We start from the raw sequence: 25,136 nt of genomic DNA on the forward strand, positions 1-25,136 counted from the left end.
CATGCAGAAGGAGGCCTGCGCCCCTTGAAAGCGTTCAGCGTTTCTGACCAGCGGTGGTCAGGTCCACTCTGGGGCGAAAAACGGCTCCTCCAGACCCCCGGTCTCCGTTCTGAAACCCAGGTGGTGCGCCCCGCCCCACGCTGTCACCGGTGCGCCAATCCACCTACCCCGCCTGGGTGAAACAGCGAATAGAGCCAGACCACCCGTTCCCGCCATACTGCCCTTCGCCCGGGAGTGAGAGCGGCGGTTCCTTCGACTCCGGATCGAGAGGTCGCGGGTTCAAGTCCCGCCACCTGGCCACAGGTGTAGCTCAGCTGGTGAGAGCGCTTTGTGTCCCGCCGCAATATGTTCTCCGGGCGTCCAATTGTGCCAGTGGGCAGTGAGTTCTCCGGTTCCTTCTTCGGAAAAGAAACCGCGCCGGGGAAGTGACGTTCTCCCACTGGCCTTTTTCCTGTACCGCCATGACGAAGGAGGTCATGCCCATGGGTTTCCTCAACCGCAAAAAGAACCGCGCTGCTTCGCCGCATCTCAACTTCATGGGCGGCCCGTCCTACGACCTCACTGATCCGCTTCAGACCTTGCGCGTCACGGCTGCCAGCTGCTTTTTCGGTGAGCCGATGTACTACGCGCGGGACGTGCAGGACACCCGCCCGCAGCGTGTGCGCCGGGGCCGCCTGGACGACCTGCACATGGCGCACCTGCAGGCCACCCTGGGTACCCTTGATTCTGGCGAGAACCGCACCCTGACGCCTGCGCAGCGCCTGGAACGCGCCATTGACGCCGCCCTGAATGTCGACCCGGCCGGAACCCTGGCCCTGGCCGCTGAACTGCGCGGTGAATGGAACATCCGCGTGACCCCGCAGGTGATTCTGGTTCGCGCGGCCAATCACGCCGCCGTGCGGGGCACAGGCCTGATTCGCGAGCACGCGCCCGGGATCATCCGTCGGGCCGACGAACCGGCCACGGGGCTGGCCTATCAGCTGAGCGCCTACGGCAAGCCGGTTCCCAACAGCCTGAAAAAGGCCTGGAAGCGTGCGCTGGAACAGGTGCCGCCCACTGCCCTGGCGAAATACCGCCTGGAGGGCCACGACGTGAAGACGCTGGACGTCGTGAATATGGTGCACGCGTGCAGCCCAGCGATTGACGCCCTGATGCGCGGCGAGGCGAAACTGGACGGCGAGACCTGGGAGAGCCTGATCAGTGCCAGGGGCAGCGGGCAGGCGCAGTGGACGGAGGCGGTGCAGGTGATGGGTCACATGGCCCTGCTGCGCAACCTGCGCAATCTGGTCAAGCATGGTGTGGCGCTGGAACTGTTCACGGAGAAACTCGTGGCGGGCGCCGCCAGGGGCAGGCAGCTGCCCTTCCGCTACTACAGCGCCTACCGGGCGGTGAAGGACGCCAGTGCGCCGCGTGCGGTGCTGAGCGCTGTGGAGGAGGCCCTGGAGGTCAGCCTGGGTGAACTGCCGCACTTCCCGGGCCGGGTGATGAGCCTGTGTGACAACAGCGGCAGCGCGCAGGGCACGGCGACCTCCAGCATGGGCCAGATGCAGGTCAGCACCATTGCCAACCTCAGCGCGGTGCTCACGGCGCGCCGGGCGGACGAGGGGCATGTGGGCGTGTTTGGGGACCGTCTGGAGACTTTCCGGGTCCAGGGCCGGGTCATGCCGAACCTGGAGCGGGCCGAGCGGCTGGCCCAGACCATTGGCGGCGCCACGGAAAACGGCATCTGGCTCTTCTGGGACCGCGCCATCCGGGAGCGGCAGCACTGGGATCAGGTGTTCGTGTACAGCGACATGCAGGCCGGGCACGGGGGCCTGTATGGCACGGATGTGGGGGCTTACAAGGCCTATGTCTGGCCCGGCGGCGGGCACTACATTGACGTCCCGAAGTTGATTCAGACCTACCGGCAGGAGGTCAACCCCCAGGTGATGGTCTATCTCGTACAGGTGGCGGGGTACAGCGACACCATCGTGCCCGAAACGTACCGCGGCACCTTCATCCTGGGCGGGTGGGGCGACGGCCTCCTGCGGTACGCCCACGCGATGAGTCAGCAGTTCAGAGCTTGAAAAGGCGCCCCACGCGGGGCGCTTTTTCGTGGACGTTGCTGGTTTTGCCCTGTCATACGGATTCCGAAAAATTCCGTAATGTGTTCCGGAATTTTTTCGACCGGAGGGACTCGAAGAGCTGCGCAGCAGAGAAGGAACAAATGCGGATTTCCGGGAATTGGGCTGGAACAGCGCCGAAGGCGGGGAACATCCGGCTCCTTCCCAGATGGTACGGAAATGGACGGCCGTCCGTATCACGGCGCAGGCTTCTGTGGTTGCGCCGGTGTTCGGTGCGAACAGGGCCGCTGGCTCTTGTGGTCAAGAAAGGCGAAACCTTGCGCACAATCATTCATGCTATGTTTTTTAAAGCAGTTTACTGATTGACTATTCTGCGTCGCCGGCCCGGTCCAAGGAGGCCCTATGTTCACCTTTTTCCGTCGTCACGCCCTTCGTAAGCGGCTCTTTCCTGCCGCGTGGCTGGAGGTGCTGCGGCGCCGCCTGCCCTGGTACCACCGCCTCACACCCGAACTGCAACGGCGCCTGCAGGGGCGCATCCAGATTTTCCTGGCGGAAAAGACTTTCGAAGGCTGCGGCGGTCTGGACGTCACTGACACCATGCGCGTGATCGTCGCGGCGCAGGCCTGCCGGCTGGAACTGCAGCACGACCCCACCCATTTCCCGCACTGCACCACGATCTACCTTTATCCCGACGCGTTTGTCTCTCCCGTTCCCCAGCTGCTGCCCGGTGGCGTGATCGGCGAGATACCGACTGTGCGCATCGGTGAATCGTGGCACCGGGGCAGCGTGGTGCTGGCCTGGCGTGCGGTAGAAGCCAGCACCTGGGCCGCCTGGACCGGGCGGAACGTTGTGCTGCACGAATTTGCCCATCAGCTCGACAGTGGCAGCGGCGCGGTGGACGGCGCACCGGCGCTGCGTAGCAGCGCTGCCTACACCCGCTGGGCGCAGGTGGTGAACGGCGCCCTGACCCGGCTGCGCGCCCACCTCGCCTGGGGCGAGGCCCCCATTGATCCGTACGCCGCGCAGAACCCCGCCGAATTCTTTGCGGTTGCTACCGAACTGTACTTTGAAGCCCCGCAGCGCCTGCGCGCCTTTGACCCGGCGCTGCACCAGCTTCTGGAAGACTATTACGGCGCCTTTCCCAGCGCTGGCGCAGAGGCCGCCTGAATCGCCGGCAGGCCACCAGTCCTCAGAGGGTGGCCCAGCGCGGCGTCATGCTCTCGAACGGGCGGTCAAACAACCCCGGCTGGGCCGCGTGGTTGAACACCTGCTGAAAGTCCCCTGGGGTCAGGCCCTTGCGCAGCCGGGCGGCGTAGGTGCTGACCAGCGCCGCGGCGTAGTGCCGCACGTCGTAATCGTGGCCGTCCGGGTTCACGTCCAGGGGCGTCAGGCCGTGCCCCTGGCGGTGGTACAGGGTCACGCGCTCGCCCGCCGTCCACGCGCGGCCCAGGTTGCACAGCGCCTCATAGGCCGCCTCCCGGCGCGCCGCGCGCGTGCGGGCGTACTGCTCTGGTGATTTGGTCAGGCGCACCCGGCTGGCCACCTCTGCGTTGGTGCAGGCACGTGTTTCAAGCGCGTGCAGGGTATCCAGGTATGTCTGCCTCACCCCCGCCACGTCGCCGGACAGCAGGCACCGCAGCGCCCGCTGCAAGAAGGCCCGCCCGTACGCTTCGGTGCGGCTGGATTCGAACGCGGCGCCGCGCACGTCCAGGCGCCCGTCGTATCGCAACAGCGCGTAATTCTTGATCTCGTGGCTGAGCATCGCCTGCGCCCGGCCGTCGAATTCCAGTGAGATGCCGCTCGGCAGCGCCGCGTCCACCGCCGCGATCAGCTGCCGCTCCTGCGTTTCGGTCCAGGCACCCGGCGTGGCAAAGAACACCCCGTCGGTGTCCGCTTCGATCAGGGTGACGCCCTGGGCCCGCAGGGCCTGCACGACGCCGCCCAGCAGGTCGCGCCCCCGCGCGGTGATGCGGTCGGCGGCGGCGGCGTCAGCGAAGAGCGCCATGCGCCCGGCCCCCAGGTACCCGTACCCGGAGTTCACCACGAGTTTCATCGCGCTCTGCATGGCTTCGTGCTCGCCCCGGTCACCGCGCCGGGCAGCCGTCTTGTGGTGAAGTCGCAGCGCGGTCAGGTGATCCATCAGGTGCAGGAACGCGCCCAGGGGATCACCCGCCGGGCCAATCCGGTCGTGGCGGATGATGCTGGGGTACATGCTGGCCACATCCGCTTTCACCACATGCGGCAGTATCCCCTCGGCGTACAGGTGCACGGCGCCGCCCTGATGGGGACTGGTGGACCGCTCTGACGGGCCGGGCAGCGCGTGACCCGCCCGGAGATACGCCCGGATGAGCATGGGTTCCAGCATGCCGGTGGCGGTGCCGGCGTACGGCAACCGGTGGTACGGCCGCGGCGCCATCTGTGCCAGCGCAAACGCCGGGGCCAGCACCCGCCGGGCCAGCGCGTCCACTTCCTCCACGTCCTGCAGGGCGTAGCGCCGCACCCGCGCTGGGTCAGTCTGGTACGTCTGCGCCACCAGCGCCCCCTCCAGGTACACGCGGTCAGGCGGGGCCAGCCCCAGGTGCTGCGAGACGGCCTTCAGGCCCATGCTGGGCAGGTCCAGGCGGCGCACAGCGTCCAGGGTGTCCACGATCTCACGTCCGGCGCACGCCCAGTGGGGGGAACTGCGGCCGTCCTGCACGGGCCACAGCCCGGCCGGCCCCCCGGGGCGGCTGAAATTGAGGGTCAGGCCATGGGTCTGCGCGCGGCCCACGAGGAAGGGCAGATCGAAGCGCATGATGTTGTGGTTCTCTATGACATCCGGGTCGCGCGCGGCCACCAGTTGCAGCAGTGCCCGGATCAGGGCGGGCTCATCTTCTGGCTGCGGCGCTTCGAGCACCTGCTCGAAGCCGCGGTTGTCCCGCACCGCCACCATGAAGATGCGGCCCATGTCGGGTTTGAGGCTGGTGGTTTCCAGATCAAACTGCAGGCGGTGCACGTCATCGAAGGTCAGACCCTTGAAGGAGGTGCGGCCGGACGCCATCAGGTACTGCTCGGCCGGGCCCACACTGACATACTCCGGCAGGTCGTGCAGGCTCGTGACGCGCCGCCCCAGTCGCCTTTGGGCGCCATTCAGGACCGCCTGCCGCAGGGCCCGGCCATCCTGCGCGCTCAGCAGGTAGCGCAGCGTGCCTGAGCCGCCCGGCAGTTCACGCGCGCTGAATGGCGCGGCGTCATCCCCCAGCACCAGCCGGGGCCCCAGATGCTCGACGTCCGCGAGGTCGCGGGCGTACAGCCAGGGCCGGAAGCGGGCCCGCTCCAGCGTGACCTGCGCCCCCGCGCGGCGCCAGACCAGCGCGCGGCCGGACAGGTCCGCGTGCACCGACACGATCCCCGGCGTGGGGTCGTGCCCGAACACCACCGGGTCCAGGTCAGGGAAAGGGGAGTCGGGGTTCACCGGTGACGCACTCCTGTCGCCCGGAGGTCCCGCGCCCTCAACGGGTCCCGCGCCCATCCACGACGCGCGGCAGTTTGCCGCCCTGGCTGCGGGGCAGGCTGCCTGCCTCACACAGTTCGCACTCGATGGTCACGCCCACCTGCGCTTTGACGAGGCGGATGACTTCAAGCCGCAGGGCGTGGTCAAGCCGCGTGCTTTCCACCCGCAGCCGCAGCTCGTCCAGGCTTCCGCTGCGCGACAGCACCAGTTGGTAGTGGGGGCTCAGCTCCGTCAGGTGGGTCAGCACCGCTTCAATCTGGGTGGGGTACACGTTCACGCCGCGCAGAATCAACATGTCGTCGCTGCGCCCGCGAATGCGGTCCATGCGTCGCATGGTGCGTCCGGTGCGGTTGTCACCCGGCAACAGGCGGGTGATGTCGCCCGTCCAGTAGCGCAGAAGCGGCATGGCCGTGCGGGACATGCTCGTCAGAACCAGCACGCCGTCCTCTCCGTCCGGCAGGTGCTCCCCGGTGACCGGGTCCACGATCTCCGGGTAGAAGTGATCCTCCCACAGGTAGGCGCCGTTCTGTTCCTGCGCGTCCTCGCAGCTCACCCCCGGGCCGATGATCTCGGACAGGCCGTAGATGTTGGTGGCGCGCAGGCCCAGGCGCGTCTGCACGTCCTGCCGCATGGTGTCTGACCAGGGTTCGGCGCCCAGAACCGCATACTGCAGGCTGATGGTCCCGGGCGTGTGGCCCCGCCGCGCGAGGGCGTCGGCCAGCACCAGCGCGTAACTGGGCGTGCACGCGACCACCTCCGGTTCCAGGTCCTCGATCAGCTGCACCTGACGCTCTGTGCCGCCGCCCGACACGGGAACGACGCCCAGTCCCAGCCGCTCCGCGCCGGCGTGCGCGCCCAGGCCGCCGGTAAACAGCCCGTACCCGTACGCGTTGTGAAAGAGCATGCCGGGCCGGGCACCCCCCGCGTACAGGCTGCGGGCCACCACTTCCGCAAAGACATTCAGGTCGTTGTCGTCGTATCCCACGACCGTCGCCTTCCCGCTGGTGCCGCTGGACGCGTGGACCCGCCGCAGCTGCGCGCGGTCCACGGCGCACAGGCCAAACGGAGAGTGGTCCCGCAGGTCGTTTTTGCGGGTGAAGGGAAAGCGGCGCAGGTCATCCAGCGAGGTCAGGTCGCTGGGGCCGAGGCCCGCCTGGGCAAATTTCTCCCGGTAGGCAGGCACGCGCTCGTACAGGCACGCGGCCGTGGCTTGCAGGCGGTCCAGTTGCAGGGCGCGCAGGGCAGGGAGGGGCATGGCTTCGGCAGACGGGTTGAACATCGGTGTTCTCCCTTGAGGATGGGCGGTGGGGGTAGAGGGCTGCACTTCCGTTCCCCACCAGAATGCCTGAACTGAAAAGGAGCCGGCGCACACCGCATGGAACTGGGCGTGGGTGAACAGCGGTGCCAGCTGCGGCGCCGTGGGGCGCCCCACCGTGCAGCAGGCCCCATCGCCGGCCGGCCAGTCAGCGTGGCCCCAGGATCCCCACAGCGGCGTGACTGGGCAGCTGGTGCGTTCAACTGCCTACTCGCGGCGCCACCACCGCCCGCCAAACACGTGCAGCACCAGCCCGGCAAAGACCAGCGCGGCGCCCAGCGCCTTGCCCGGCGGAAACGCCTCCTGGTAGGCCAGGGCGCTGGCGACCAGGCCAAAGACCGGCACCAGCAGCGACAGGGGCGCCACGCGGGCCGCGCCGTGCCGCTGAATCAGCGCGGCCCAGACCCCGAACCCCAGCACGGTGTTCGCCAGCCCCATGAACAGCACGGCGGCCCAGAACGCAGCGCCGCTGTGCGTGAAGGTGCGCGCCACGGCGTCCCAGCCGCTGGTGAACCCGGCCAGCAGTGCCAGCGGCACAGGCGGAATCAGGGCGCTCCAGACCACCAGCGAGAACATGTTCACGTCGCCCGACGCCCGGACCAGCAGGTTGCTGACCGCCCAGCCCAGCGCGGCCAGCAGGGTCAGGATCAGGCTGGGCAGCGTGAGATCCCCACCGGACAGGGCCCCGATGACGCCCATGCCACTGAACGCCAGGATGATGCCCAGCACCTGCCAGGGCTGCACGCGCTCGCCCAGCACGCGCGCGGCCAGCAGCGCCGTGAAGAAGGCCTGCATCTGCATGAGCAGGGAACCCAGCCCGGCGCTCATACCCAGCTGAATGGCGAGGTACAGCAGCCCGAACTGCACCACGCCCACCGCCAGCCCGTAGCCCCACAGCAGGCGGGCCGACAGGCGCGGCCGGGGCACGAAAAACACGGCTGGCAGGGCCGCTGCCAGAAAGCGCAGGGCCGCCACCAGCAGGGGCGGGGCGTCCGCGACGCTCCATTTGATCACGATGAAGTTCACGCCCCAGATGCCAGTAATCAGAAGCGCCAGAAGCAGCGCTCGGGTGTTCAGCGGAGCAGGCACACCCGTCATGCGCGGGAGTATACGCCCACGTTCTGGTCGCCTCGTCCGGGCTGGCGGAACGTGGCACGCTCTGGGCCGCAGAGCTGTATCAGGGCGCCGCACACCGGGGACATCCGCCGCCTTTCTGGTTCTGCTGCGCAGCTCTGCGGGTCTCCCTGGTTGCAAAAACCCCGTTACACAGGGCGGCGGGTTTCAGAAGCCGGTTCCGCTGAGCAGGGGGCAGCGTTGATCTCCAGGGCGCACATTGCCTAAGCTGCCGTGGATGCTCCCTGAATCGTCTGCGACTGCCCGCGCGCTCCTTGACGCCTATGACGCCCAGCTTCGGGAAGAGGCCGAGATGGGGTCGGCAACAGAGGTGGACCGCCACGGACCGCTGTGGCGCGGGAAGTTCGGGGCACGGGGTTTCGTTTCATACCGCGATCTGGGGGGCCTGAGCGGCGCCGCCCTCGACGACCTTATTGCCCAGACACTTGACCACTACATCAGGGACGAGCGCGTCACGTCCTTCGAGTGGAAAACGCGGGGGCACGACGCGCCAGCCGATCTTCCCGAACGTCTTCTGGCCCACGGCTTGCAGGCCGAAGAGGCGGAAACCGTGATGCTGGGCGAGGCGCAGCGGCTGGCGGTGGACGTGCCGCTGCCACCCGGCGTGCGGCTGCGGCGCATTGATGATCAGGCGGACCCGCTACCGGATCTGAGGCGGGCGGCGGCGGCGCAGGAACGGGCGTTCGGCTTTCCGTTCGGCGTGGAGGACTTCGTGCGGCGGCTGGAGAGCAGGCGCGGCCTGATCGAGATCTGGGTGGCCGAAGCGCAGGGTGAGGTGGTCTGTACGGGGCGCCTGGAAGTGGTGCCGGGCACCGATTTCGCGGGCATCTGGGGCGGCGGCACGGTGCCGCAGTGGCGGGGGCAGGGCATCTACCGGGCCCTTACCGCCGAGCGGGCGAAGTCGGCCCTGGCGCGCGGCGTGCGTTTTTTATACAGCGATTCCACAGCCTTTTCGCGGCCGATCCTGCAGCGCAGCGGCCTGCTGCCGGTCACCACCACAACCCCGTATGTCTGGCCCCGCGAGGCGACCGGGTAAGGACCGGGGCCGGCAGCGCTGCTGGCCCTCAGCGGGCAGGGCGGTGAGGCGTAGGCAGCGCGGCGGCGCAGTGGTCAATCCGGTCGGCCAGGTGGCGCAGGGCGGCGGCCAGCTGCGCCCGGGGGCCCGGTTGCCGCAGGCGGCGCCGGACGTCAGCTTCGGCGAGGTGCTGGGCGATGCGCTGCTCGTAGGCCTCGTGGGTGGGCGCGTGCAGCTGAAGGAACAGGTGGTCGTTCATGAGGTCTCCTGTGGGTCTGCGGTGGCGTCAAGGTAGGGGGCAAGGTGGACCTGCAGCGCCTGAAAGCCCTGGTGGCCCAGGCTGTAGTACACCGTGGTGCCTTTTTTCTCGGCGGTAACCAGCCCCGCGTCAACCAGAATTTTCATGTGGTGGCTGACGGTGGGCTGGCTGACGCCGAGCCGCTGGCTGATGCTGCCAGCGAAGCATTCGCCGCGCCGCCGGGCTTCCGCAGCCAGCAGCAGTACCTCGAGAATCTGCTGCCGGGTGGGGTCAGCGAGGGCGCGGAGGACGTCGTGGTGAACAGCAGGACTCACACCATCAATGTACATCTAAATAGATAAATGTCAATATAGATAAGCGTAGATGCTTAGAGCCTGAGGAAAGCCTGCACGCTGGGCGGGGTCTGATACGGATTCCGAAAAAGTCCGTAATCCATTACGGACTTTTTCCGACCGGAGGGAGAAGGAAAAGTGACGGAGTTCCAGGAATTGGGCTGGAACAGCGCCGAAGGCGGGGAACATCCAGTTCTTTTCTGGATGTTACGGAAATGGACGGCAGTCCGTATGAGCCCCAAGTGCCCTCCGGCCAAGGGCGGCAGGGCCCCAGGTTTGCGGGCTGAAGCCCTCACCTCTGCCGGCCAGAAGACAGGAGCTGCGGGTACCGCAAGGCCAGTGGTCTTTGGCCGAGACAGTGGTATGGCCACCGGTGGGACTTCTGGTGAACCGCTCAAGCGCCCTGGCGGGGGCGGCTTCCCGCTTCTTCGGCTGTCGTCCCCACGGCAGCGCCATGGTCCCTGTCAGCGGATCAGGGGCGGCTGGCCAGCCTTCTGTGCTGGCACAGGCCGCCTTCCGCCTCCGTGGAGTCGCCGCTGGTCTGCCCCGCAAAGCTCCGGCTCAGGGCCGGGCGTCACCTGGAAGCGGATACAGCACCAGCGAAACCGGCAGAAACGACCCGCCCGCCGGAATAAAGGACAGCCGGACAGTGCGGGCGGCGCTGCGCCACAGCAGCAGCGGCTGGTCTCCATTGGTCAGGACGCCAGAGCCCGGAATGCGGACCACCTGCCGGTCCAGGCCGTCGTCGAGCACCACGCCGCCCCGGTACACCCCCCCGCGCGGAGCAAAGGCAATGACCACGCGGTTGCCCGGCACCGTGTTCTCAACGGTCAGTTCATACAGCAGCCCGTAGTTGCCGCTCAGGCGCTGCGGCGTGCCAGTCAGGGCGTCGGTGCCGAGCAGCGGCAGATCGCTGACTGCGTCGCCCAGCGGTACCTGCACGGGCGCCCCGCCCACCGGCACGGTCAGGCGCCGCACGGCCTGGGGAAAGGTGCCCCGCTGGTGTTTGCCGTCGGGGGGGAGAACCGGCAGCGCGGCCAGGGTCTCGTTGGTCGGCTGCCGCCCATCTTCCAGCATGACCACGCTGAGTTCGGCCTCGCCACTGATGTCCAGATCAAGCAGGACAGTGGCGCCCTGCTCGGGCGTGAGCAGGGGGCTGATGTACAGGGCCGTGGGCTCCTGGGCTCCCAGCAGCTGGCGGGCACGGCCCGCACTGGTCAGGAAGTCCAGCACACTCACCTGTCCCAGCACACTTTCCAGGCGGGTGCCTCCGGCACTGCCTTCGCGCAGGACTTCTACCGATGTGTTGGCGGCCGTGGGCCGGGCCAGGACCAGCAGCCGCGCGGGTCTAGGCAGCCGGTTCAGGTGATAGGCCACCACCCGCACCCGCCCGGCCGCGCGGTCCCGGTACAGCACCCCACTTTGCGCAGGCGCTTCCGGAGAGTCGCTGAACAGCAGGGGAAATGAGGGGCTCGGCGTCACGGTGGCCGCCGCCGGGTAGGCCGGGTTGCGGGTATCCGGGAAGGTCGCGCCGACCGGCGTGTGCCTCAGCGCGTACGACAGGGGCGTATTGAGCGCGGCGCCCTCCACGCGAATGGTGCGGGTGTAGGGGGCACTCACCTGGCCCTTGGTATTCGTCACCACCAGGGTGATCTGGTGCTCGCCCGGGGTAAAGAACACGTCCTGCTGTCCCTCCCATTTCCGGGCCAGATTCAGGCCGTCCGGGTCAAAGGAGAACTCGGTGTAGGTGACCCGCTCGCCCGGGGCGTACACCGCCTTGTTGGTGGCAAAGCGCGCTTCTGGCAGGCCAGTGGCCGGGGCTGCTGTGCCCTGGACAGGGGCAACGACTGCAGGCTGGGGCGGCTGGGCCGGCGTCTGCGCGGTGGCCGGTCCCGAGAAGGCCAGCACCCCCCCCGGCTGAACGGTGAGCTGGGCATCCAGGGCGTAGGCGAGCAAGCGGGCCTCGACCAGCGGCTCGCCCCCCGGGGTCAGGACGAGTTTGCCGGCGTAGGGCACCCCGTCAATCGTCATGCTGCGGTTGCTCGTCTGCACCACCAGGCGGCCGGCCTGAAAGAGGGTGCCGCTGACCTGGGCGGGCCGGCCCAGCAGGGCCGCCGTTTCCCGCAGCGGCACAAGCACGGTGCCGTCCACCACCTGGGCAGGGGTCCGCAGCTGCAGGCGCTGCCCGGCCACTGTGACCTCGCCGGTCGGGGAGATCAGCAGAGGACTGGCCGCGCTGGCAGACGCGGTCAGGAGCGCCAGCAGCAGGGCGCTTCGGAACATGCGGGGAAACGTCACACGGATTCCGAAAAATTCCGTAATATGTTCCAGAATTTTTCCGACCGGAGGGAGCAGGAAAGAATGCGGATTTCCGGGAATTGGGCTGGAACAGCGCCGAAGGCGGGGAACATCCGGCTCTTTCCCGGATGGGACGGAAATGGACGGAATCCGTATCACACGGCCAAGTATGGAGAGGCCGCCGAGCAACTTTCTGCACTGAAGCGCAGGGGTCTTTATGGTTCGTTGAGCATTGGCGTCCCCGGCACCCGCCTTCCCGCCCACGCCCTGCAGTGTTCACGTGCGTGGGGCAGCAGGTGCCGCGACCACCGCCCCGAGCAGGCCGGCCCAGAGAAACGGCCCAGTGGACCGGTTCAGCCGCGCCCGCCGGCGATGCGGGCGGCCTCAGGCGTGCGGGCCAGGCGGCGCATGGCGACTGTTCCCAGGAGCGGTCCAGCCGCGAGCACCACAAAGGCCAGTGGCCAGCCCCCCACCCGCACCAGCACGGGCACCAGGGCAATACTGGCCGCCGTCAGGGTGAACCCCAGGGCCAGCTGCGCGGTCAGGGCCGTCCCGATATACGCCGGATCGGCAATTTCACTCACGATGGTGGAAAACTGGGCAGAGTCGGCAATGATCCAGAACCCCCAGAGCAGGCTGAGGGCAAGCACCACCCCCGGCGCGGCGTCCGCCAGACCGGCCAGCGCCAGTGCGCAGGCCCCGGAGAGCCCCATGGCGAGCGTGGTCAGCTGGGTGCGTCCCCAGCGGTCCCCCAGCAGGCCCCCCACCCAGCAGCCCACGGCGCCCACCCCCACAACCGCAAAGGTGGCCAGGGCGGCGCCGCGCGCCGGATCGGCTGCTCCGGCCGTCCTCAACACCTCGCTGAAAAAGGCGGCAAACCACGCCCACATCGCGTACAACTCCCACATATGCCCCAGGTAGCCCAGGGTGGCGAGGCCCGCGCCTTGCCCGGTCAGCACCTGCCACGCCTGGCCGGGGCGGAAGGGAGCGGCTGGAAAGCGATGAGGTCCGTCCTCCACGCGCGACGCGATCAGTCCACCCAGCGCGGCGAGCCCGCTGGTGATGAGAATCACGCTGCGCCAGTCGGCGCCCCCCAGCCCGTTGACGAGGTGCGGCAGGGCCGACCCCAGCGTGAGGGCCCCCACCATGACCCCCAGCGCGGTGCCGCGCCCGCTGCGAAACCACGCCGACATGGCCTTGAGGGCCGGCGGATACACCAGGGCGAGCGCCGCGCCGGTCAGCCCCCGCAGGCCCGCTGCCGGCCCCGGCCCCCCGGCCCACAGCAGACCCAGGTTGGCACCAGCGGCCAGCAACGCGCCGGCCAGGATCAGCCGCCGGGGCGGCACGCGGTCCGCGAGATTCAGGGCGGCGCTGAGCACCGCGCCTGCCACGAATCCCAGTTGCACGGCCAGGGTCAGCCCGGACGCCGCCGCGTCGGTCAGGGTCCAGACCCCACGCAGCTGTGGCAGCACCGCCGCCGCCGAGAACCACGGCGCCATCGCGAGAACAACTGCGAATGCCAGCGCGCCCAGCGCAGACCAGCGCCCGGCGGCTTCCGGGAAGGAGGGGGCCATGAGACGCAGCATAGGGGGACAGCAGCAGTAGCGTCGCCCCAGCCGGTGGAGGCAACGGGTGGAGGCTCAGGAAGGAGCCCAGACGGCGTCCGAACCATTCCGGACCACATGACCGAATGTTTCCCAGCGGAGAGCTTTGCAGGGCTAAGGACGTTGCACCTCACGTTACGACTTTGCAGGAGAGCACCGGAAAGTCTCCACGCCCGGTGCAACGTCCTTTTTTCGAGACTCGCTCTGCGGCGCAGCTGTTCCAGCCCGCTCGGTTGATCTCAAGATCAACAGCGAGCGACTTAAGTAGTAAAGAGGGGACAGGTACGGCTTGCCGAGAATTGAACCTGCAAAGCTTCGCGGAGGAGAAACGTTCCCCTTCTCTTCCAGATGTGACGGAAAAGGATGGCAGGCCGTCTTACGGCGCCTCGCGGCTCACTCCAGTGCTCATCAGCTCAAGGAAAACGCAGGGCCTGGTCTGGCCCTGCGTCCGGACGCGGTTGGTTTAGATGCGGGCCAGCAGAACCGTGGTCACACCGTACGCCTGATACACGGTCAGCCGGATCTGTTCCCCGTTGCGCTCCAGGACCATCACCTGACGTGTCCGGCCACTGGCCGGCGCAGCGGCTGCAGGCTGGTCGGCTCCTGGGGCTGCCGGTTCAGTGTCGGCGGCTGTATCAGAAGTGCCGGGCGCCGCGCTGCCGTCTGCGGGGGGCGTTGTGGCTGCTGGGGCCGTGGTCGCCGCCGCCCCGCCTGCCGCATCTGCGCTGCCCGCCGCCGAGTCGCCGTCTGCGGGCGTTTCAGTGTCCGCAGCACCGGCGGTTGCAGAGGCGCCCAGGGGCGTGGAGGTGCTGGACACCACAGTGAACCCGGCGCTGGTCAGGGCCTCAGCGTAGCGTTCAAAGGCGTCGTTCACTGCGCCGCGGTAGAGCACAGCCACACCCGACACGGTGTCCACACTGCTGATTGGCGTCGCGCCACTGAGGTAAGGGAGGGTAATGGGCCCGGACGCCACTGTGAAGGTGGTTTGCTCGGGGAGCGAGGCGCCGGAAGTGCCAGAGGCTGGCGTGTCTGTTGCTGGAGTCTCGGGCGTCGCTGGAGACGGCGTCTCAGTGGGCGGCGTCTCTGTTGGTGGAGCCGGTGTGGTGGGGGGTGCGGGTGTGGTCGGTGGAGCAGGTGGGGCTGTCTGGGCGCTGGCCACGCCCAGGGTGAGAAGAAGAGCAGTCGTCAACAGGGTCGAACGGGAAAAGATCACCTTCATCTGGTCTCCAGGAGTGAAGCGAGAATGAAACGGCCTGCGCGCTGGCCCGGTGCCTGCCCGTTCAGCGTAGAAGGCCCAGGTGTGGACCAGGAGGCAATTTGCCCTGCCGCCTTGAGCGAGGCTTCAGAATGTCTGCTGCAACACGCGCAATGGTCTCTAGGACAGTGGATGGCCGCGGCCTGGCGGCACGGTGGCAGCGTACCGAGGCTGAAGCAAGTGGAGGGTCTCTCCACCGTGAAAAAAGGCCGGGCTATTCTCGCCGTTTGCTGCGCGAGCGGTCGTGTGACTGACTCAGCGCCCGCTTGCGGGAAAGAGCGGCGTTTCCGGCATTCAGGGCGTCTTCAAGCAGGGTCATGTCCTCAAGCTCCTGGGCCAGCATGGGGGCCGACATCGGCGCGGCCATGGCGACGAGGCGGGCGCTGTTGAAATGCGCCCGGGCCTGGTCATGCTGGCCCTGATCCATCGCCTGCACCGCTTCCCGTTTCAGCCGCGCGGTGTCAAGCAGCGCTTTGGCTTCAAGCACTGCCGGGTCCTCAGGCAGGGCCAGGACGGCCTCACCCGTGAGCACCGGAAGGTTCAGCTGTGCGCGGAGCCGGTGGCGCTGTCCGTCCCGGGCGGTCCAGGCGAGGCGCACGCGGGTGACGCCGACGGTGTCGCCGGGTCGCTGCGTCAGGCCCGGAACCTTCAGATTCACCACGATGTCCACCGGCTGTCCGTCCACCAGATTGGGCAGGTGCAGGCGACCGAACGAGTTGCGGGCGAAGTCGTTCAGGACCGATGCCACCTGGACGCCGAATTCCGGGTTGGGTTCCAGGCCCAGGCTGACGATGCGGCCCGTGGTGCGGGTCAGCCCCTGCAGTTCTTCCTCGAAGAGGGTCGGCAGGCGGCCTGGATCCTCGACGTGCTCGAAGTTGCCGTCACCTGCGTTTGCGATGGCCAGGAGCAGCTCCTCGTCATAGTCTTGGCCCAGCCCGATGGAAGAGGTGCTGACGCCACGCTGGGTCAGGCCCTGGACGTGCCTGGCGATCTCGGTGCGGTCCACCACGCCGGCATTGACCTGACCGTCGCTGAGAAGCACCACGCGGTTCAGGGCCTGCGGGTCGAGGTGCGCGGCCACCTGGGTGGCGCCTTCCAGCCAGCCGCCCTGCAGGTTGGTCATGCCGCCCGCCTCGATGGTGTCAATGGCGCGGATGATGCCGTCCGGGTCTGTGACGGCCCGGCTCGGCACGACGACCTTGACCTCGTCGTCAAACGCGACGACGCTGACACGATCATTCGGCCCCATCTGACGCACGGCCGCGCCCGCCGCCTGCCTGGCCATGTGCAGCGGGTGGCCGCCCATCGAGCCGCTGCGGTCAATGACGAGGGCGAGGTTGAGGGGCGGGCGCCGCGCCGTGTGGGTGGGCACCGGGGCAGGGTGAACGCGGATCAGCAGGGTAAGGTGGGCGGTCTGGCCAGCGGGCAGGGCGGGGCGCAGGGGGCGCAGTTCGAGGGTGGGGGTTGTCATCGTGATCTCCTCAGCCCGTCAAGGGCGGCCAGCAGGGTGTGAGCGAGTTGGTCCTGTTCCAGGCGGCTGCTGGGCAGGCGGGCGTCAGCGCGGACGAGCAGTTCGAGGCCAGGCGCCAGGGTCAGGCGCGTCAGGGGTTCGGGATTGGGCAGAGCGCGGGGAGTGGGGGCCGGAGCTGCGGGCGCGGCGGCCCGGGTGGGGGCACCGGCGCTCAGGTGTTTGAGGTACTCCAGGGCGGGATTGCTGGGCTGCAGGTCCAGCTGTTCACCGGTCAGCAGGGCCTCCAGGTCGGGGTCGGCCCGGGCCTGCAGGGTGTCGCGCAGGGCGGCGGCGCCGTGTCCGGCGGCCATCAGTTTTCGCAGGACCAGCAGTTGCAGCAGGTGCCGGCGAATGTAGCGGGCCTCGCGACCTTCCCGCAGAGGTTCGTCAAGCAGGCGCTCGGTGGTGTAGTGGCGAACCAGGCGGGCGTTGACGTCCTCCTTGGCGCGGCCAGCCTTGTCAAGGGGCAGCAGGTGAGGGAGGTACGTGTTAGCGGTGCTGACCAGGGCGTCAAGATTGCCTGACCAGCTTTGGGGGAGGAACGGCGCTGACATAACCGAGCGTAACGGCGACAACTCAGATTGTCAATATCAATTCCGTCTGTTGAAGACGCCGGGGCGAGATCCTGCGGCCTGCTTGGCTCACGCCCCAGTACACCTGGTCAGCAGAATCGCGCGGCGTCGCCAGCCAGGGCGGCTCTCTCAAACGCGATTGGCGCTTCCCGCCACACATCACAGGTCATCCGTCGGCGGCGCCGACACGTTCTGCCCCCGGTACACCGTGACCAGGCGGCCGTCCTGCACCACGAAGCGTATGTCGCCAAGGGTATACAGCCGGGCCTTGCCGGCACACATCCGCGGGAAGCGTGCCCGGCGCATCAGCCGGGCGAGGCGCCAGGCCGCCGCCGACCAGCTGAGATTGCCTGCAAAGCGTTCCTGGAACCCTGCGATGGCGTGTCCGGTCAAGCTGACGTGGGTCATCGTCGTTCCTCCTGCGCCGCAGTGTCAGCCACCAGTGCGACGTTCAGTGACGTGCATCAACGCGGGCGGGAACGTCACTCCCTGACGCTGGCGCCGTGCACGCTGAGAGACGCCGCCGCGAGTTGTGCGCCCTGAACGCCACAAGGCGACCTGTATGACGGCTCTGACTGCCCCCCCATCACTTAGACCGCCCACCTCGCTGGCTGGACGGAAACGCGGGTGATCGAGCGGCCGCCGCAGGCAGCCCGTCTCACGCCGCTCAGTGCGTTGCCCACCGGCCCTGACTTTCACCCTTTGCGTTCAGGATTCTGAGTCTATTCGTCTTATATAAATTGACAAATATGAACTCTTTCATATCCCTGTGCTGGGGAGGCGTCAGCACAGTCATACCGTCTGCGCATGACCGCTCGCCGTTCTTCCGAAACCGCGACAGCGCCCCGCAGCTGGCAGAAATCGCACCGCCTCACCGACTTGGTCGCTGAACTTCAGGCGCGACCTCAATCCACTGCCGAACTCGCCCGCCAGTTCGGTGTGGGACAACGCAGCGTTCAGCGAGACCTGGAAGCGCTCCGGGCCATGGGGTATCCCGTGCAGGAAGGCCCGCCCGGGCAGTACTACATTCCCCGCAACGGCACCCTCCTGCGCCCCGCAGAAGTCCTGGCCGCTTATACGGCCCTGCGGCTGGCCCACCACCACTCTCCAGCGCTGGGCGGCCATTACCGCCGCGCCCTGCACAGCCTGTCACTGGCGCTGCCAGAGCGCGTGCGCCACACCCTGAATGCCAGCATCCGCACGGGCAGCCAGGGCCTGTTCACCGACCGCCAGATGGAGGTGATTGCCGCCGCGTGGCTCGACGGGCAGGTGATGCGGTTCGACCACCGGGAGCGCAGCGGCATTCTGCGTGCGGGTCTGGAACTGTGCGTGTACTTCGTGGAGCTCAGCCGCACCAACCTTGCGCCGTTCGTGATTGGCCTGAACAGGCAGTCCGGCACCATTGAGACCTACAAGCTCGCGCGCATGAGCAACCTGCACCTGTTGGCCGAACGGTACGAGATGGATCCTGACTTTGACCCGCAGGCGTACCTGTCTGATGCCTGGGGCGTCATTGGCGGTGAGGACACCGTGACCGTCACTGTACGCTTCGAGCCAGACGCCGCCTACCGGGTGCTGGAGGGTGGGTTTCCGCAGTCCACCCTGATTCGGGGAGACGGCTTCGTGGACCTTGAATTCCGCGCGGGCATAGACGAAACCGGGCTGCCCTGCGAACTGATGCCGTTCCTGCTCAGCTGGGGCGCACGGGCCGAGGTGCTCTCCCCGCCGGAAGTGCGCCGCGCCTGGCTGGCCGAACTGCGTGACGCGCTGGACCGGTTTGACCGGACGGCCCAGGCCGCCTGTTGAAGGTCCTCAGGGGGGAGCCGCCCTGGATGGCTCGAAAAGCAGGGCAGAGGGGCAGGGAGCCGTCCCTCTGCTCTTCCATGATGGCGCCACGCTGGGCGCACCCGGAGGATGACAGGGTGATCGCAACGCAAGGCCCTCATGCCAGAGAGGGATACGGCTGGCACATAGACCGGGGCCAACCTCCAACGCCCTAGCGCCGCTGCTGCATGAACGCCCGGTACCACTTGGCACTGTCTTTTAGGTTTCGCTGCTGCGTGGCGTCATCCACGTGAACGATGCCGAACCGCTTGCTGTACCCAAACGCCCACTCGTCATTGTCCATCAGGCTCCAGGCAAAGTAGCCCTTCACGGGCACGCCGTCCTGCATCGCCCGGCGCAGGGCCTGCAGATGCGTCTGAAGAAACCGCACGCGCGCTTCATCGTGCACCTCGCCGCTCACCAGCTGGTCCTCAAACGCGCCGCCATTCTCCGTGATGTAGTACTTGGGGACTTGGTACGTCCGGTGCAGGTCGGTGAGCAGGCCATACAGCCCTTCCGGGTAGACCTCCCAGTCCATGGCCGTCCGTTGAATGTCCGGGGAGGGGGGCCCGGCGCGGCTGGCGCCTTCGCGGCTGACCCATTGCCGGAAGTAGTAATTCGCGCCCAGAAAATCGAGCGGCTCTTTCACGCCCTGCAGGGCAGCAGGCTCGATCTCGGGCATGTACGCGCCGTACTGTTCGGCCGCGAGCGCCGGAAACGTGCCCCGCAACACCGGGTCGAGGTACCACCCGTTGATCTTCTCGTCCGCCAGCTGCGCGGCCAGCAGGTCCTCCGGTTGATCTGTCGCGGCGTCCACCGGGTACAGGTTCAGCACGGTGCCCAGTTCGGCTTTTGTGTTCTGCGCCCGCAGCGCCCGAACCGCGCTGCCATGCGCGAGTTGAATGTGGTACGACGCTGAGAGCGCCGCGCGCAGATCCTGCTGGCCTGGGGCATGCCGGCCCACGTGGTAGCCCAGCTCGGCGGTGCACCAGGGCTCATTGAAGGTGGCGTAGCTGGCCACCCGGTCGCCGAGCCGGGCGTGGACGGTCAGCGCGTACTCGGTAAACCAATGAACGATGTCCGGGTTGGGCCAGCCGCCCCGGTCCTGCAGGGCCTGCGGCAGATCCCAGTGGTACAGCGTGACATGAGGTTGCAGGCCCCTGGCCAGGGCGCCGCCCACCAGGCGGTCGTCGAAGTCCAGGCCCTGCACGTTTACCGGCCCCGTGCCGCGCGGCAGGACCCGGGGCCACGCCACACTGAAGCGGTACGCGTTGAGGTCCAGGGCCGCAATCAGATCCAGGTCGGACGCCCAGCGGTGGTAGAGATCGCAGGCCACGTCACCCGAAGTGCCGTCCAGGATCTTGCCCGGCACCCGGCTGTAGGTGTCCCAGATGGACGGGCCACGGCCGTCGTCCTGCGCGGCCCCCTCAATCTATTGATTCCTGCCGAGCTTGGTCACGCCTCGAGGGTTTGGCTCTCTGCAGAGGAAAGCGGAAATCGCGCTGTCTGTCGCCACGTCCCTCCTCATGATCTGGATGTTCACTGTTCCCGATCTCCGCAGGTCTCAATAATAGGCGCTGCTGGCCACGCCCCACACGAAATCCTTGGGAAAGCGGGCTTCCGGCAGAGGGGTCATTCTGGACATGGGTGCTCCCCGTGTGCGGGCTTTAGGTCGGGGGCAGCAGCGTGAGGCGCGGGGGCCTGCTGCTGGGTGACGGGTGAGGTCTGCTGCGGCCTGTGCCCTCAGAGGCCTGGGCGAATGGACCACCCTGACAAGACCTTAGGCGCCGCAGGTGGGGGCCGGTCTGCCCTAGCCCACTCCAGGACGGGCACCTGAAGCGGGTCGGCTCTGGCGTGGGGCTTCGGCGCCGCTGGACTGGATTGGCGTAAACGGGCCGGGCAGTCACCGTCCCTGCCAGCGCTTCCTTCGCACCCAGGGACACCCTCGGACTTGCCGGCAGGTCATGAATCTGCCATGTTTTGTGGTTCCTACGTCCCCTGCTTGCCCAGCAGGACCTGCGCCCCCTCCATTCCTCAGGGGGCATAACTGCCGGGAAGAAACGCCTCGCGGGGTATGCCGGCCCGGCCTGGGCTCAGAAGGTGGTCGAGGCAGTCGCCGCCCGCCGGCTGTCCGTTACACTACCCCGGTTCTCTGCGTATGACGACCCCTTCCTCGCCTCCAGATGCCTTCGCTGCCCTGCGATTCCCGGATTTCCGGCGCTTGCTGGTGGCCTCCGCCAGCGCCTCGTTTGCCGGCACGGCCTTTGCCGTGGTCATCGGTTATCAGGTGTATGCCCTGACCAGAAGCCCACTGATGCTGGGCCTGCTGGGGGTTGCCACGGCCCTGCCCACCCTGAGCCTCGCGCTACTGGGCGGCCACTATGCCGACCGCCTGGACCGCCGCCGCATTCTGCTGGTGACGCGCGCCCTGCTGGTGCTGGGCGGCCTGGCGTTCGCCGCGCTCTCCCAGGCCGGTCCGGCCACCAGTGTGGCGGGACTGTTTCTGCTGGTGGTGATGCTGGGCTTCGCGCGGGGCTTCGGTGACCCGGCCGCCAGCGCCTTTGAAACGCGCATTGTGCCGCCCAGCGTCTACGTCAATGCCTCCGCGTGGCTGGGCAGCGTGGGGCAGGTGGCAGGCATTCTGGGCCCCACACTGGCGGGCCTGTTCCTGGCGCGGTTTGAGGCGAGCGGCACCTACCTGCTGATGGCCGCCCTGTATGCCGCGTCCTGGCTGGCCCTGAGGCAGATGCCGCGCCTGCCGCCCACGGTGTCCAGTCGGGAAGAGGGGGTCCGGGCCAGCATTCAGGCGGGGCTGCGCTTCGTGCGGCGGGATCAGGTGCTGTTTGGATCCATGGCCCTGGACCTCCTGGCGGTGCTGTTTGGCGGCGCTCTTGCTCTGCTGCCGGTCTTTGCGACCGACATTCTGAACGTCGGTCCAGGGGGCCTGGGTGTCCTGATGGCCGCGCCGTCTGTGGGCGCCCTGCTGGTCATGCTCTGGATGACGCGTCAGCCGCCCCTGAACCGCACCGGTGTGTGGCTGGTGCTGAGCATTGCCGGTTTTGGCCTCAGCATGCTGCTCTTCGGCGTCTCTCGGGTGTTCTGGCTCTCGTGGCTGGCCCTGGCGCTCAGCGGCGTGTTCGACGGCGTCAACATGCTCATTCGCCGCGCCATTGTGCGGACACGCACCCCTGACCATATGCGCGGCCGGGTCGGTGCCGTCAGTCTGGTGTTTATCGGGACAAGCAACGAAATCGGCGCGCTGGAAAGTGGGGTTGCCTCACATTATCTGGGCGTGGTGCGCGCCACGGTGCTGGGCGGCCTGCTGACTGTGGCACTCGCCGGAGGCGCCGCGTGGCGCTGGCGGGCCCTGATGACCTGGGAACTCCGGCATGAGCAGGGGCAGCAGGACCCTCCACCCGCAGCGTAGGGGCGCGGTGCGCTGGGGGGCTGCCGGCAAGCCCTGTGAGAAGAGGCCGGCGTCGGAACAGGCTGGGGCGCCTGAACGGGCCTCAGGTCTGTTCCGATGCGGCGGGTCATCAGGGCCGGTACTGAAGCTTCCAGAGACCAGTCACTCTGAAGCGGAAGCCCGCTGCTTAGGCCGGCGTGGTGGGCAGTGCGCAGCCTTTCATCTCAGGTAGGCTGCGCACGAACGCCACAAGTTCTTGCGTCTCGGGTGAATCGGGTGCCCACGTGATCACCTCTGCCAGCAGGGCCGGCACACAGGCGTCGCGCGTGAAGATCAGGGTTAGCGGGGCCTGCCGCCTGACGGCGATGGACCGTTCGGAGCGCACGAGGTCCAGCAGCAGGGGCACAGTGGAGGTGCCTGCCCAGCCATTAACCGACCAGCAGACTTCCGCCAGCAGGGCGTCGGACCCGCCCGCCGCCAGGACTCGGTTGGCAAAGGGCACCGGCCGCTCAGCGGCGACGGCCCGCCCCACCTGGTACGGCAGGACCTGTTGGTCTGGGTCTACGGTCCTGAGCCGCTCAAATACAATGTTCAGAACGCTTGCGCGGCGCTCATCCGACCAGGTGGCCATGGGCCCAGTGTAGTCACCGAGCCGATTCGCCCATCGAGCGGCCAGCAGGGTCTCCACAAGTGCGGCGTCGGGCATGTCCTTCTGCACAGAGGGGTCTGCCGATGGTCGTGCCGCCTTCGGCGTGCCAGCGCTGTTCCCATCGCGCTGGAGGCCCACCTCCTGCCCTGACATGGCTTGTGCATTTGCCTCGTCATGACCCTCCTGCTCGTGGTGACTACAGCTGGTCTTCGCCCAGCATCAGGGCCTGCTCCCGTTCCATCACCCAGGGGAAGGCATGAACGCCGCGCAGGAAGGTCTCGGTGGGCGTGCCCGCCCGGCGCAGGTTCAGGATGTCATACGCCCAGTCCACGCCGGCGTCGAGGGCGTAGCGGCCCGCGTGGTGGGTCACGCTGCCGGGCCAGCCCAGCGCGTCACGCAGCTGCTTGACGGCGCGCGTGGCCCGCTGCGCGGCCTGACGGCGGTCCCGGGCCTGGCCGTCCCTCACGGCCGCGGCCAGTGATTCGGCGTCCAGCGTGCCGCCCGCGTCCAGCAGCGCCACCAGAGTCACGAGGGGCAGCAGGGGCATGGCCAGCAGGCGGTCATTCAGGCGCACCTCCCCGTAGCCCGCGGCGCGCACCTCCACCCGCACGCGGTCCTGCCGGGGCAGCGGCTCAGGCCGGGGCCCTTCCAGGAGGCCAAACAGTTCTGGCAGGGCCATGGCTTCCTCCCGGACCCACAACATGCGGGGGTTCAGGGGCCTAAGCCGCGCGGCGGCTTCCGCCAGACGGCCCTGCCGGCGGGCCAGTTCCGCCTGGACGATCACGGCGCGGTCAGCGTCCTCCCCGAAAAGCGGGCCGGTGCGGGCCAGCAGGTCCAGAACCCGCTCGGCGTCCACGCGCGGCAGGGAGACGTGGGCCGCCGCGAGGTCGACGTTCACCCACGACGTGCCGCTCTCCCGGTCGGCGGGCACAGTGACCACGGCCTGCGAGAGCCACTCGATGGCCCGCAGGGGCTGACCGCGCATGCGGGCTGTGTGCCCCAGGCCGCGGCGCGATTGCCGTTCCCGCTCCGCGTGGCCCTGCCGCTCGGCCAGCGCGATGGCCTGGTGGTAGAGCGTCTCGGCGCGGTCCCACTCGCCCCGGGCGCGCAGCACCGCCGCCAGGCCGCTCTGACTGTGGGGGCGGAAGCGCTCGCCGAGCACGATGCCCGTTTCAAATGCGGTCTGCGCGTCATCAAGCTCGGCGTGATGCAGGTGCGCGTAGCCTTTGCTGCTGTGCGCCCAGGCTTCCAGGTCGTCGCCCCGCAGCGCCAGGGTCGCTTCCCCCAGCGCTTCCATGCCGCGGGCGTGCCCGTCGGTGAACAGCAGGAGGCTGCCGTACTCCATCAGGGTGATGCCCCGCACGCGGCCTTCGCTGAGCTGCGCGGCGCGCTGGTAGTCGGCCTCCCAGCCGCGGCGCCCGAGGCGTTGCCCTGCCATGCCCCGGGCCCGCAGGGCGAGGGCCAGGTCGAAGGGCGTGAGGGCTCCCTCGGCCTGCAGGGCGGCGTCTGCGCTCTTCAGTCCCGCCTGCAGGTGGTCGCGCTGCACCAGCGTCCAGGCCAGGAAGGCGTGTGCGACGGGCGCCGTTATGGGATCGCCGGCGTAGGCGCGCGCGGTCTGTTCCAGCTGCGGCTCGCCGGGCGTGTTGCCCAGCAGCCGCAAATGTAGCCGGGCGGCGGCGACCCCCGACCGGGCCGGCGGGGGAATCTGCTCGAACCAGGTCAGCAGCTGCGCAAAGCGCTCACCCTGACGGGCGTGCGTGAAAGCCTGTTCGATGGTGCGCACCGCCATGTCCCACTGCTCACCGGCGAGCAGCGCGGTGATGGACTCGTCCCAGGATGATGCGCGCTGCGCAGAAGGTCGTGCGGCCACGCGCGCATCCTAGAGTGGGCAGAGGCCCTTCATTCAACCTGTTCCCCCGCCAGTGCCGGGGGTATCGCCGGCCATCAGGGCAGGTGCGGGCAGGGGAGAGGGCCAGCTGGGAGCCTGCAGGTCCGTGGGCAGGCTGGCGAGCAGGAGAAGCAGGGCAGCGGTGAAGCGGAAAGTCCAGGGCATAAGCGCTCCTTTCCGACGACAGGCGTGAGAACACCGTCCACCCCGGTCGGGGGCGGCTGGAGAACAAGGAAAAAAGATGTGGTGTGCGGCGTGTGGTCGGCATCGCCGCCGGCCTCACGGTCTCGGGGGGCCCGGCGATGTGAGGCTTACTGTCGGGGCGCGCCCTGACAGTGGCTGACGCGGCGCAGGGGCGCGCGGCGGTGGCAGCGGCTGTCGCGGCGCGGCGCTTTGCTGAAGGATTCACCCTGGGGCGGGACCAGGCAGTCTGGAGCAGCCCGTACTTCGCTGGCCACGCTCGGCCATTTGGCGCAATGTCAGCCCGTCAGGCAGCCGCTACAGTGGCGCTCCTGACGG

General features: G+C 68.2%; 20 protein-coding genes and 1 tRNA gene. 6 read left to right on the forward strand and 15 right to left on the reverse strand.

Translation table 11 applies throughout. The annotated features are described in order from the left end of the window. The first annotated feature begins 229 nt into the window (after nucleotides 1–229). The 3 genes from C8263_RS07165 to C8263_RS07175 all read left to right on the forward strand — a co-directional run bounded on the left by C8263_RS07165 (nucleotide 230) and on the right by C8263_RS07175 (nucleotide 3,230). Nucleotides 230–300: transfer RNA gene (locus tag C8263_RS07165), tRNA-Arg, on the forward strand. Between the two features lie 161 nt (nucleotides 301–461). Then, nucleotides 462–2,066: a TROVE domain-containing protein gene (locus C8263_RS07170; protein WP_199188338.1), complete on the forward strand. Its 1,605-nt coding sequence runs from the start codon at nucleotides 462–464 to the stop codon at nucleotides 2,064–2,066. Between the two features lie 399 nt (nucleotides 2,067–2,465). Then, complete coding sequence (locus C8263_RS07175) at nucleotides 2,466–3,230, forward strand: M90 family metallopeptidase (RefSeq protein WP_107137439.1); 765 nt, start codon at nucleotides 2,466–2,468, stop codon at nucleotides 3,228–3,230. 22 nt (nucleotides 3,231–3,252) lie between these two features. Here the strand turns inward: C8263_RS07175 and C8263_RS07180 are convergent, their stop codons facing one another. The 3 genes from C8263_RS07180 to C8263_RS07190 form a co-directional block, all read right to left on the reverse strand. After that, the gene (locus tag C8263_RS07180) at nucleotides 3,253–5,517 is read right to left on the reverse strand and encodes a DNA polymerase domain-containing protein (protein WP_233218695.1); all 2,265 of its coding nucleotides are present in this window, start codon (nucleotides 5,515–5,517) and stop codon (nucleotides 3,253–3,255) included. A 37-nt stretch (nucleotides 5,518–5,554) separates the two neighbouring features. Further along, nucleotides 5,555–6,835 (reverse strand): AMP-binding protein, encoded by a 1,281-nt coding sequence (locus C8263_RS07185; RefSeq protein WP_107137441.1) that lies wholly within the window; start codon nucleotides 6,833–6,835, stop codon nucleotides 5,555–5,557. A gap of 243 nt (nucleotides 6,836–7,078) precedes the next feature. Beyond that, nucleotides 7,079–7,948: an EamA family transporter gene (locus tag C8263_RS07190; protein ID WP_442873430.1), complete on the reverse strand. Its 870-nt coding sequence runs from the start codon at nucleotides 7,946–7,948 to the stop codon at nucleotides 7,079–7,081. A 274-nt stretch (nucleotides 7,949–8,222) separates the two neighbouring features. On the opposite strand from C8263_RS07190, the gene C8263_RS07195 reads away from it, so the two are divergent. Next, nucleotides 8,223–9,041 carry a GNAT family N-acetyltransferase gene (locus C8263_RS07195; protein WP_107137443.1) on the forward strand — a complete coding sequence of 273 codons (819 nt, stop codon included), beginning with the start codon at nucleotides 8,223–8,225 and terminating at the stop codon, nucleotides 9,039–9,041. 28 nt (nucleotides 9,042–9,069) lie between these two features. On the opposite strand, the gene C8263_RS07200 is transcribed toward C8263_RS07195, so the two are convergent. From C8263_RS07200 to C8263_RS07240, 8 genes are all read right to left on the reverse strand, one after another. After that, on the reverse strand, nucleotides 9,070–9,279 hold the full coding sequence (locus C8263_RS07200) for a hypothetical protein (RefSeq protein ID WP_107137444.1): 210 nt from the start codon (nucleotides 9,277–9,279) through the stop codon (nucleotides 9,070–9,072). Next, nucleotides 9,276–9,593 (reverse strand): ArsR/SmtB family transcription factor, encoded by a 318-nt coding sequence (locus C8263_RS07205; protein WP_158263763.1) that lies wholly within the window; start codon nucleotides 9,591–9,593, stop codon nucleotides 9,276–9,278. Before C8263_RS07205 ends, C8263_RS07200 begins: the two co-directional genes overlap by 4 nt. A gap of 579 nt (nucleotides 9,594–10,172) precedes the next feature. Continuing rightward, on the reverse strand, nucleotides 10,173–11,894 hold the full coding sequence (locus C8263_RS07210; protein ID WP_199188339.1) for a hypothetical protein: 1,722 nt from the start codon (nucleotides 11,892–11,894) through the stop codon (nucleotides 10,173–10,175). Between the two features lie 368 nt (nucleotides 11,895–12,262). Beyond that, the gene (locus tag C8263_RS07215; protein WP_107137498.1) at nucleotides 12,263–13,483 is read right to left on the reverse strand and encodes an MFS transporter; all 1,221 of its coding nucleotides are present in this window, start codon (nucleotides 13,481–13,483) and stop codon (nucleotides 12,263–12,265) included. A 493-nt stretch (nucleotides 13,484–13,976) separates the two neighbouring features. Then, on the reverse strand, nucleotides 13,977–14,411 hold the full coding sequence (locus C8263_RS19620) for a hypothetical protein (protein WP_233218696.1): 435 nt from the start codon (nucleotides 14,409–14,411) through the stop codon (nucleotides 13,977–13,979). 571 nt (nucleotides 14,412–14,982) lie between these two features. After that, a complete protein-coding gene (locus C8263_RS07230; RefSeq protein WP_107137448.1) occupies nucleotides 14,983–16,239 on the reverse strand; it encodes a vWA domain-containing protein in 1,257 nt (418 codons plus the stop codon). Continuing rightward, complete coding sequence (locus C8263_RS07235; protein ID WP_107137449.1) at nucleotides 16,236–16,832, reverse strand: MerR family transcriptional regulator; 597 nt, start codon at nucleotides 16,830–16,832, stop codon at nucleotides 16,236–16,238. Before C8263_RS07235 ends, C8263_RS07230 begins: the two co-directional genes overlap by 4 nt. Before the next feature lie 177 nt (nucleotides 16,833–17,009). Beyond that, nucleotides 17,010–17,258: a hypothetical protein gene (locus C8263_RS07240; RefSeq protein WP_107137450.1), complete on the reverse strand. Its 249-nt coding sequence runs from the start codon at nucleotides 17,256–17,258 to the stop codon at nucleotides 17,010–17,012. A gap of 399 nt (nucleotides 17,259–17,657) precedes the next feature. Here C8263_RS07240 and C8263_RS07245 point away from each other — a divergent pair, with 399 nt between their 5' ends. Beyond that, nucleotides 17,658–18,656 (forward strand): helix-turn-helix transcriptional regulator, encoded by a 999-nt coding sequence (locus C8263_RS07245; RefSeq protein WP_107137451.1) that lies wholly within the window; start codon nucleotides 17,658–17,660, stop codon nucleotides 18,654–18,656. Nucleotides 18,657–18,846: 190 nt separating this feature from the next. On the opposite strand, the gene C8263_RS07250 is transcribed toward C8263_RS07245, so the two are convergent. Beyond that, nucleotides 18,847–20,106 carry a GH1 family beta-glucosidase gene (locus C8263_RS07250; RefSeq protein WP_107137452.1) on the reverse strand — a complete coding sequence of 420 codons (1,260 nt, stop codon included), beginning with the start codon at nucleotides 20,104–20,106 and terminating at the stop codon, nucleotides 18,847–18,849. Between the two features lie 726 nt (nucleotides 20,107–20,832). Here C8263_RS07250 and C8263_RS07255 point away from each other — a divergent pair. Next, the gene (locus C8263_RS07255; protein WP_107137453.1) at nucleotides 20,833–22,101 is read left to right on the forward strand and encodes an MFS transporter; all 1,269 of its coding nucleotides are present in this window, start codon (nucleotides 20,833–20,835) and stop codon (nucleotides 22,099–22,101) included. Between the two features lie 166 nt (nucleotides 22,102–22,267). Here C8263_RS07255 and C8263_RS07260 read toward each other — a convergent pair whose 3' ends face one another. The 3 genes from C8263_RS07260 to C8263_RS19270 form a co-directional block, all read right to left on the reverse strand. Then, nucleotides 22,268–22,711 carry a hypothetical protein gene (locus tag C8263_RS07260; protein WP_146160622.1) on the reverse strand — a complete coding sequence of 148 codons (444 nt, stop codon included), beginning with the start codon at nucleotides 22,709–22,711 and terminating at the stop codon, nucleotides 22,268–22,270. Nucleotides 22,712–22,925: 214 nt separating this feature from the next. Continuing rightward, nucleotides 22,926–24,599 (reverse strand): tetratricopeptide repeat protein, encoded by a 1,674-nt coding sequence (locus tag C8263_RS07265; RefSeq protein ID WP_146160623.1) that lies wholly within the window; start codon nucleotides 24,597–24,599, stop codon nucleotides 22,926–22,928. 33 nt (nucleotides 24,600–24,632) lie between these two features. After that, nucleotides 24,633–24,782 (reverse strand): hypothetical protein, encoded by a 150-nt coding sequence (locus C8263_RS19270; protein ID WP_158263764.1) that lies wholly within the window; start codon nucleotides 24,780–24,782, stop codon nucleotides 24,633–24,635. Nucleotides 24,783–25,136: the final 354 nt, after the last annotated feature.

This window comes from Deinococcus arcticus (assembly GCF_003028415.1).
GTDB classification, from domain to species: domain Bacteria; phylum Deinococcota; class Deinococci; order Deinococcales; family Deinococcaceae; genus Deinococcus; species Deinococcus arcticus.

Coding starts and splice junctions, on each gene's coding strand:
- C8263_RS07170 (WP_199188338.1), top strand. CDS start 462: ATGACGAAGGAGGTCATGCCCATGGGTTTCCTCAACCGCAAAAAGAAC.
- C8263_RS07175 (WP_107137439.1), top strand. CDS start 2,466: ATGTTCACCTTTTTCCGTCGTCACGCCCTTCGTAAGCGGCTCTTTCCT.
- C8263_RS07185 (WP_107137441.1), bottom strand. CDS start 6,835: ATGTTCAACCCGTCTGCCGAAGCCATGCCCCTCCCTGCCCTGCGCGCC.
- C8263_RS07195 (WP_107137443.1), top strand. CDS start 8,223: ATGCTCCCTGAATCGTCTGCGACTGCCCGCGCGCTCCTTGACGCCTAT.
- C8263_RS07200 (WP_107137444.1), bottom strand. CDS start 9,279: ATGAACGACCACCTGTTCCTTCAGCTGCACGCGCCCACCCACGAGGCC.
- C8263_RS07210 (WP_199188339.1), bottom strand. CDS start 11,894: ATGTTCCGAAGCGCCCTGCTGCTGGCGCTCCTGACCGCGTCTGCCAGC.
- C8263_RS07215 (WP_107137498.1), bottom strand. CDS start 13,483: ATGGCCCCCTCCTTCCCGGAAGCCGCCGGGCGCTGGTCTGCGCTGGGC.
- C8263_RS07230 (WP_107137448.1), bottom strand. CDS start 16,239: ATGACAACCCCCACCCTCGAACTGCGCCCCCTGCGCCCCGCCCTGCCC.
- C8263_RS07235 (WP_107137449.1), bottom strand. CDS start 16,832: ATGTCAGCGCCGTTCCTCCCCCAAAGCTGGTCAGGCAATCTTGACGCC.
- C8263_RS07240 (WP_107137450.1), bottom strand. CDS start 17,258: ATGACCCACGTCAGCTTGACCGGACACGCCATCGCAGGGTTCCAGGAA.
- C8263_RS07245 (WP_107137451.1), top strand. CDS start 17,658: ATGACCGCTCGCCGTTCTTCCGAAACCGCGACAGCGCCCCGCAGCTGG.
- C8263_RS07255 (WP_107137453.1), top strand. CDS start 20,833: ATGACGACCCCTTCCTCGCCTCCAGATGCCTTCGCTGCCCTGCGATTC.
- C8263_RS07260 (WP_146160622.1), bottom strand. CDS start 22,711: ATGGCCACCTGGTCGGATGAGCGCCGCGCAAGCGTTCTGAACATTGTA.
- C8263_RS19270 (WP_158263764.1), bottom strand. CDS start 24,782: ATGCCCTGGACTTTCCGCTTCACCGCTGCCCTGCTTCTCCTGCTCGCC.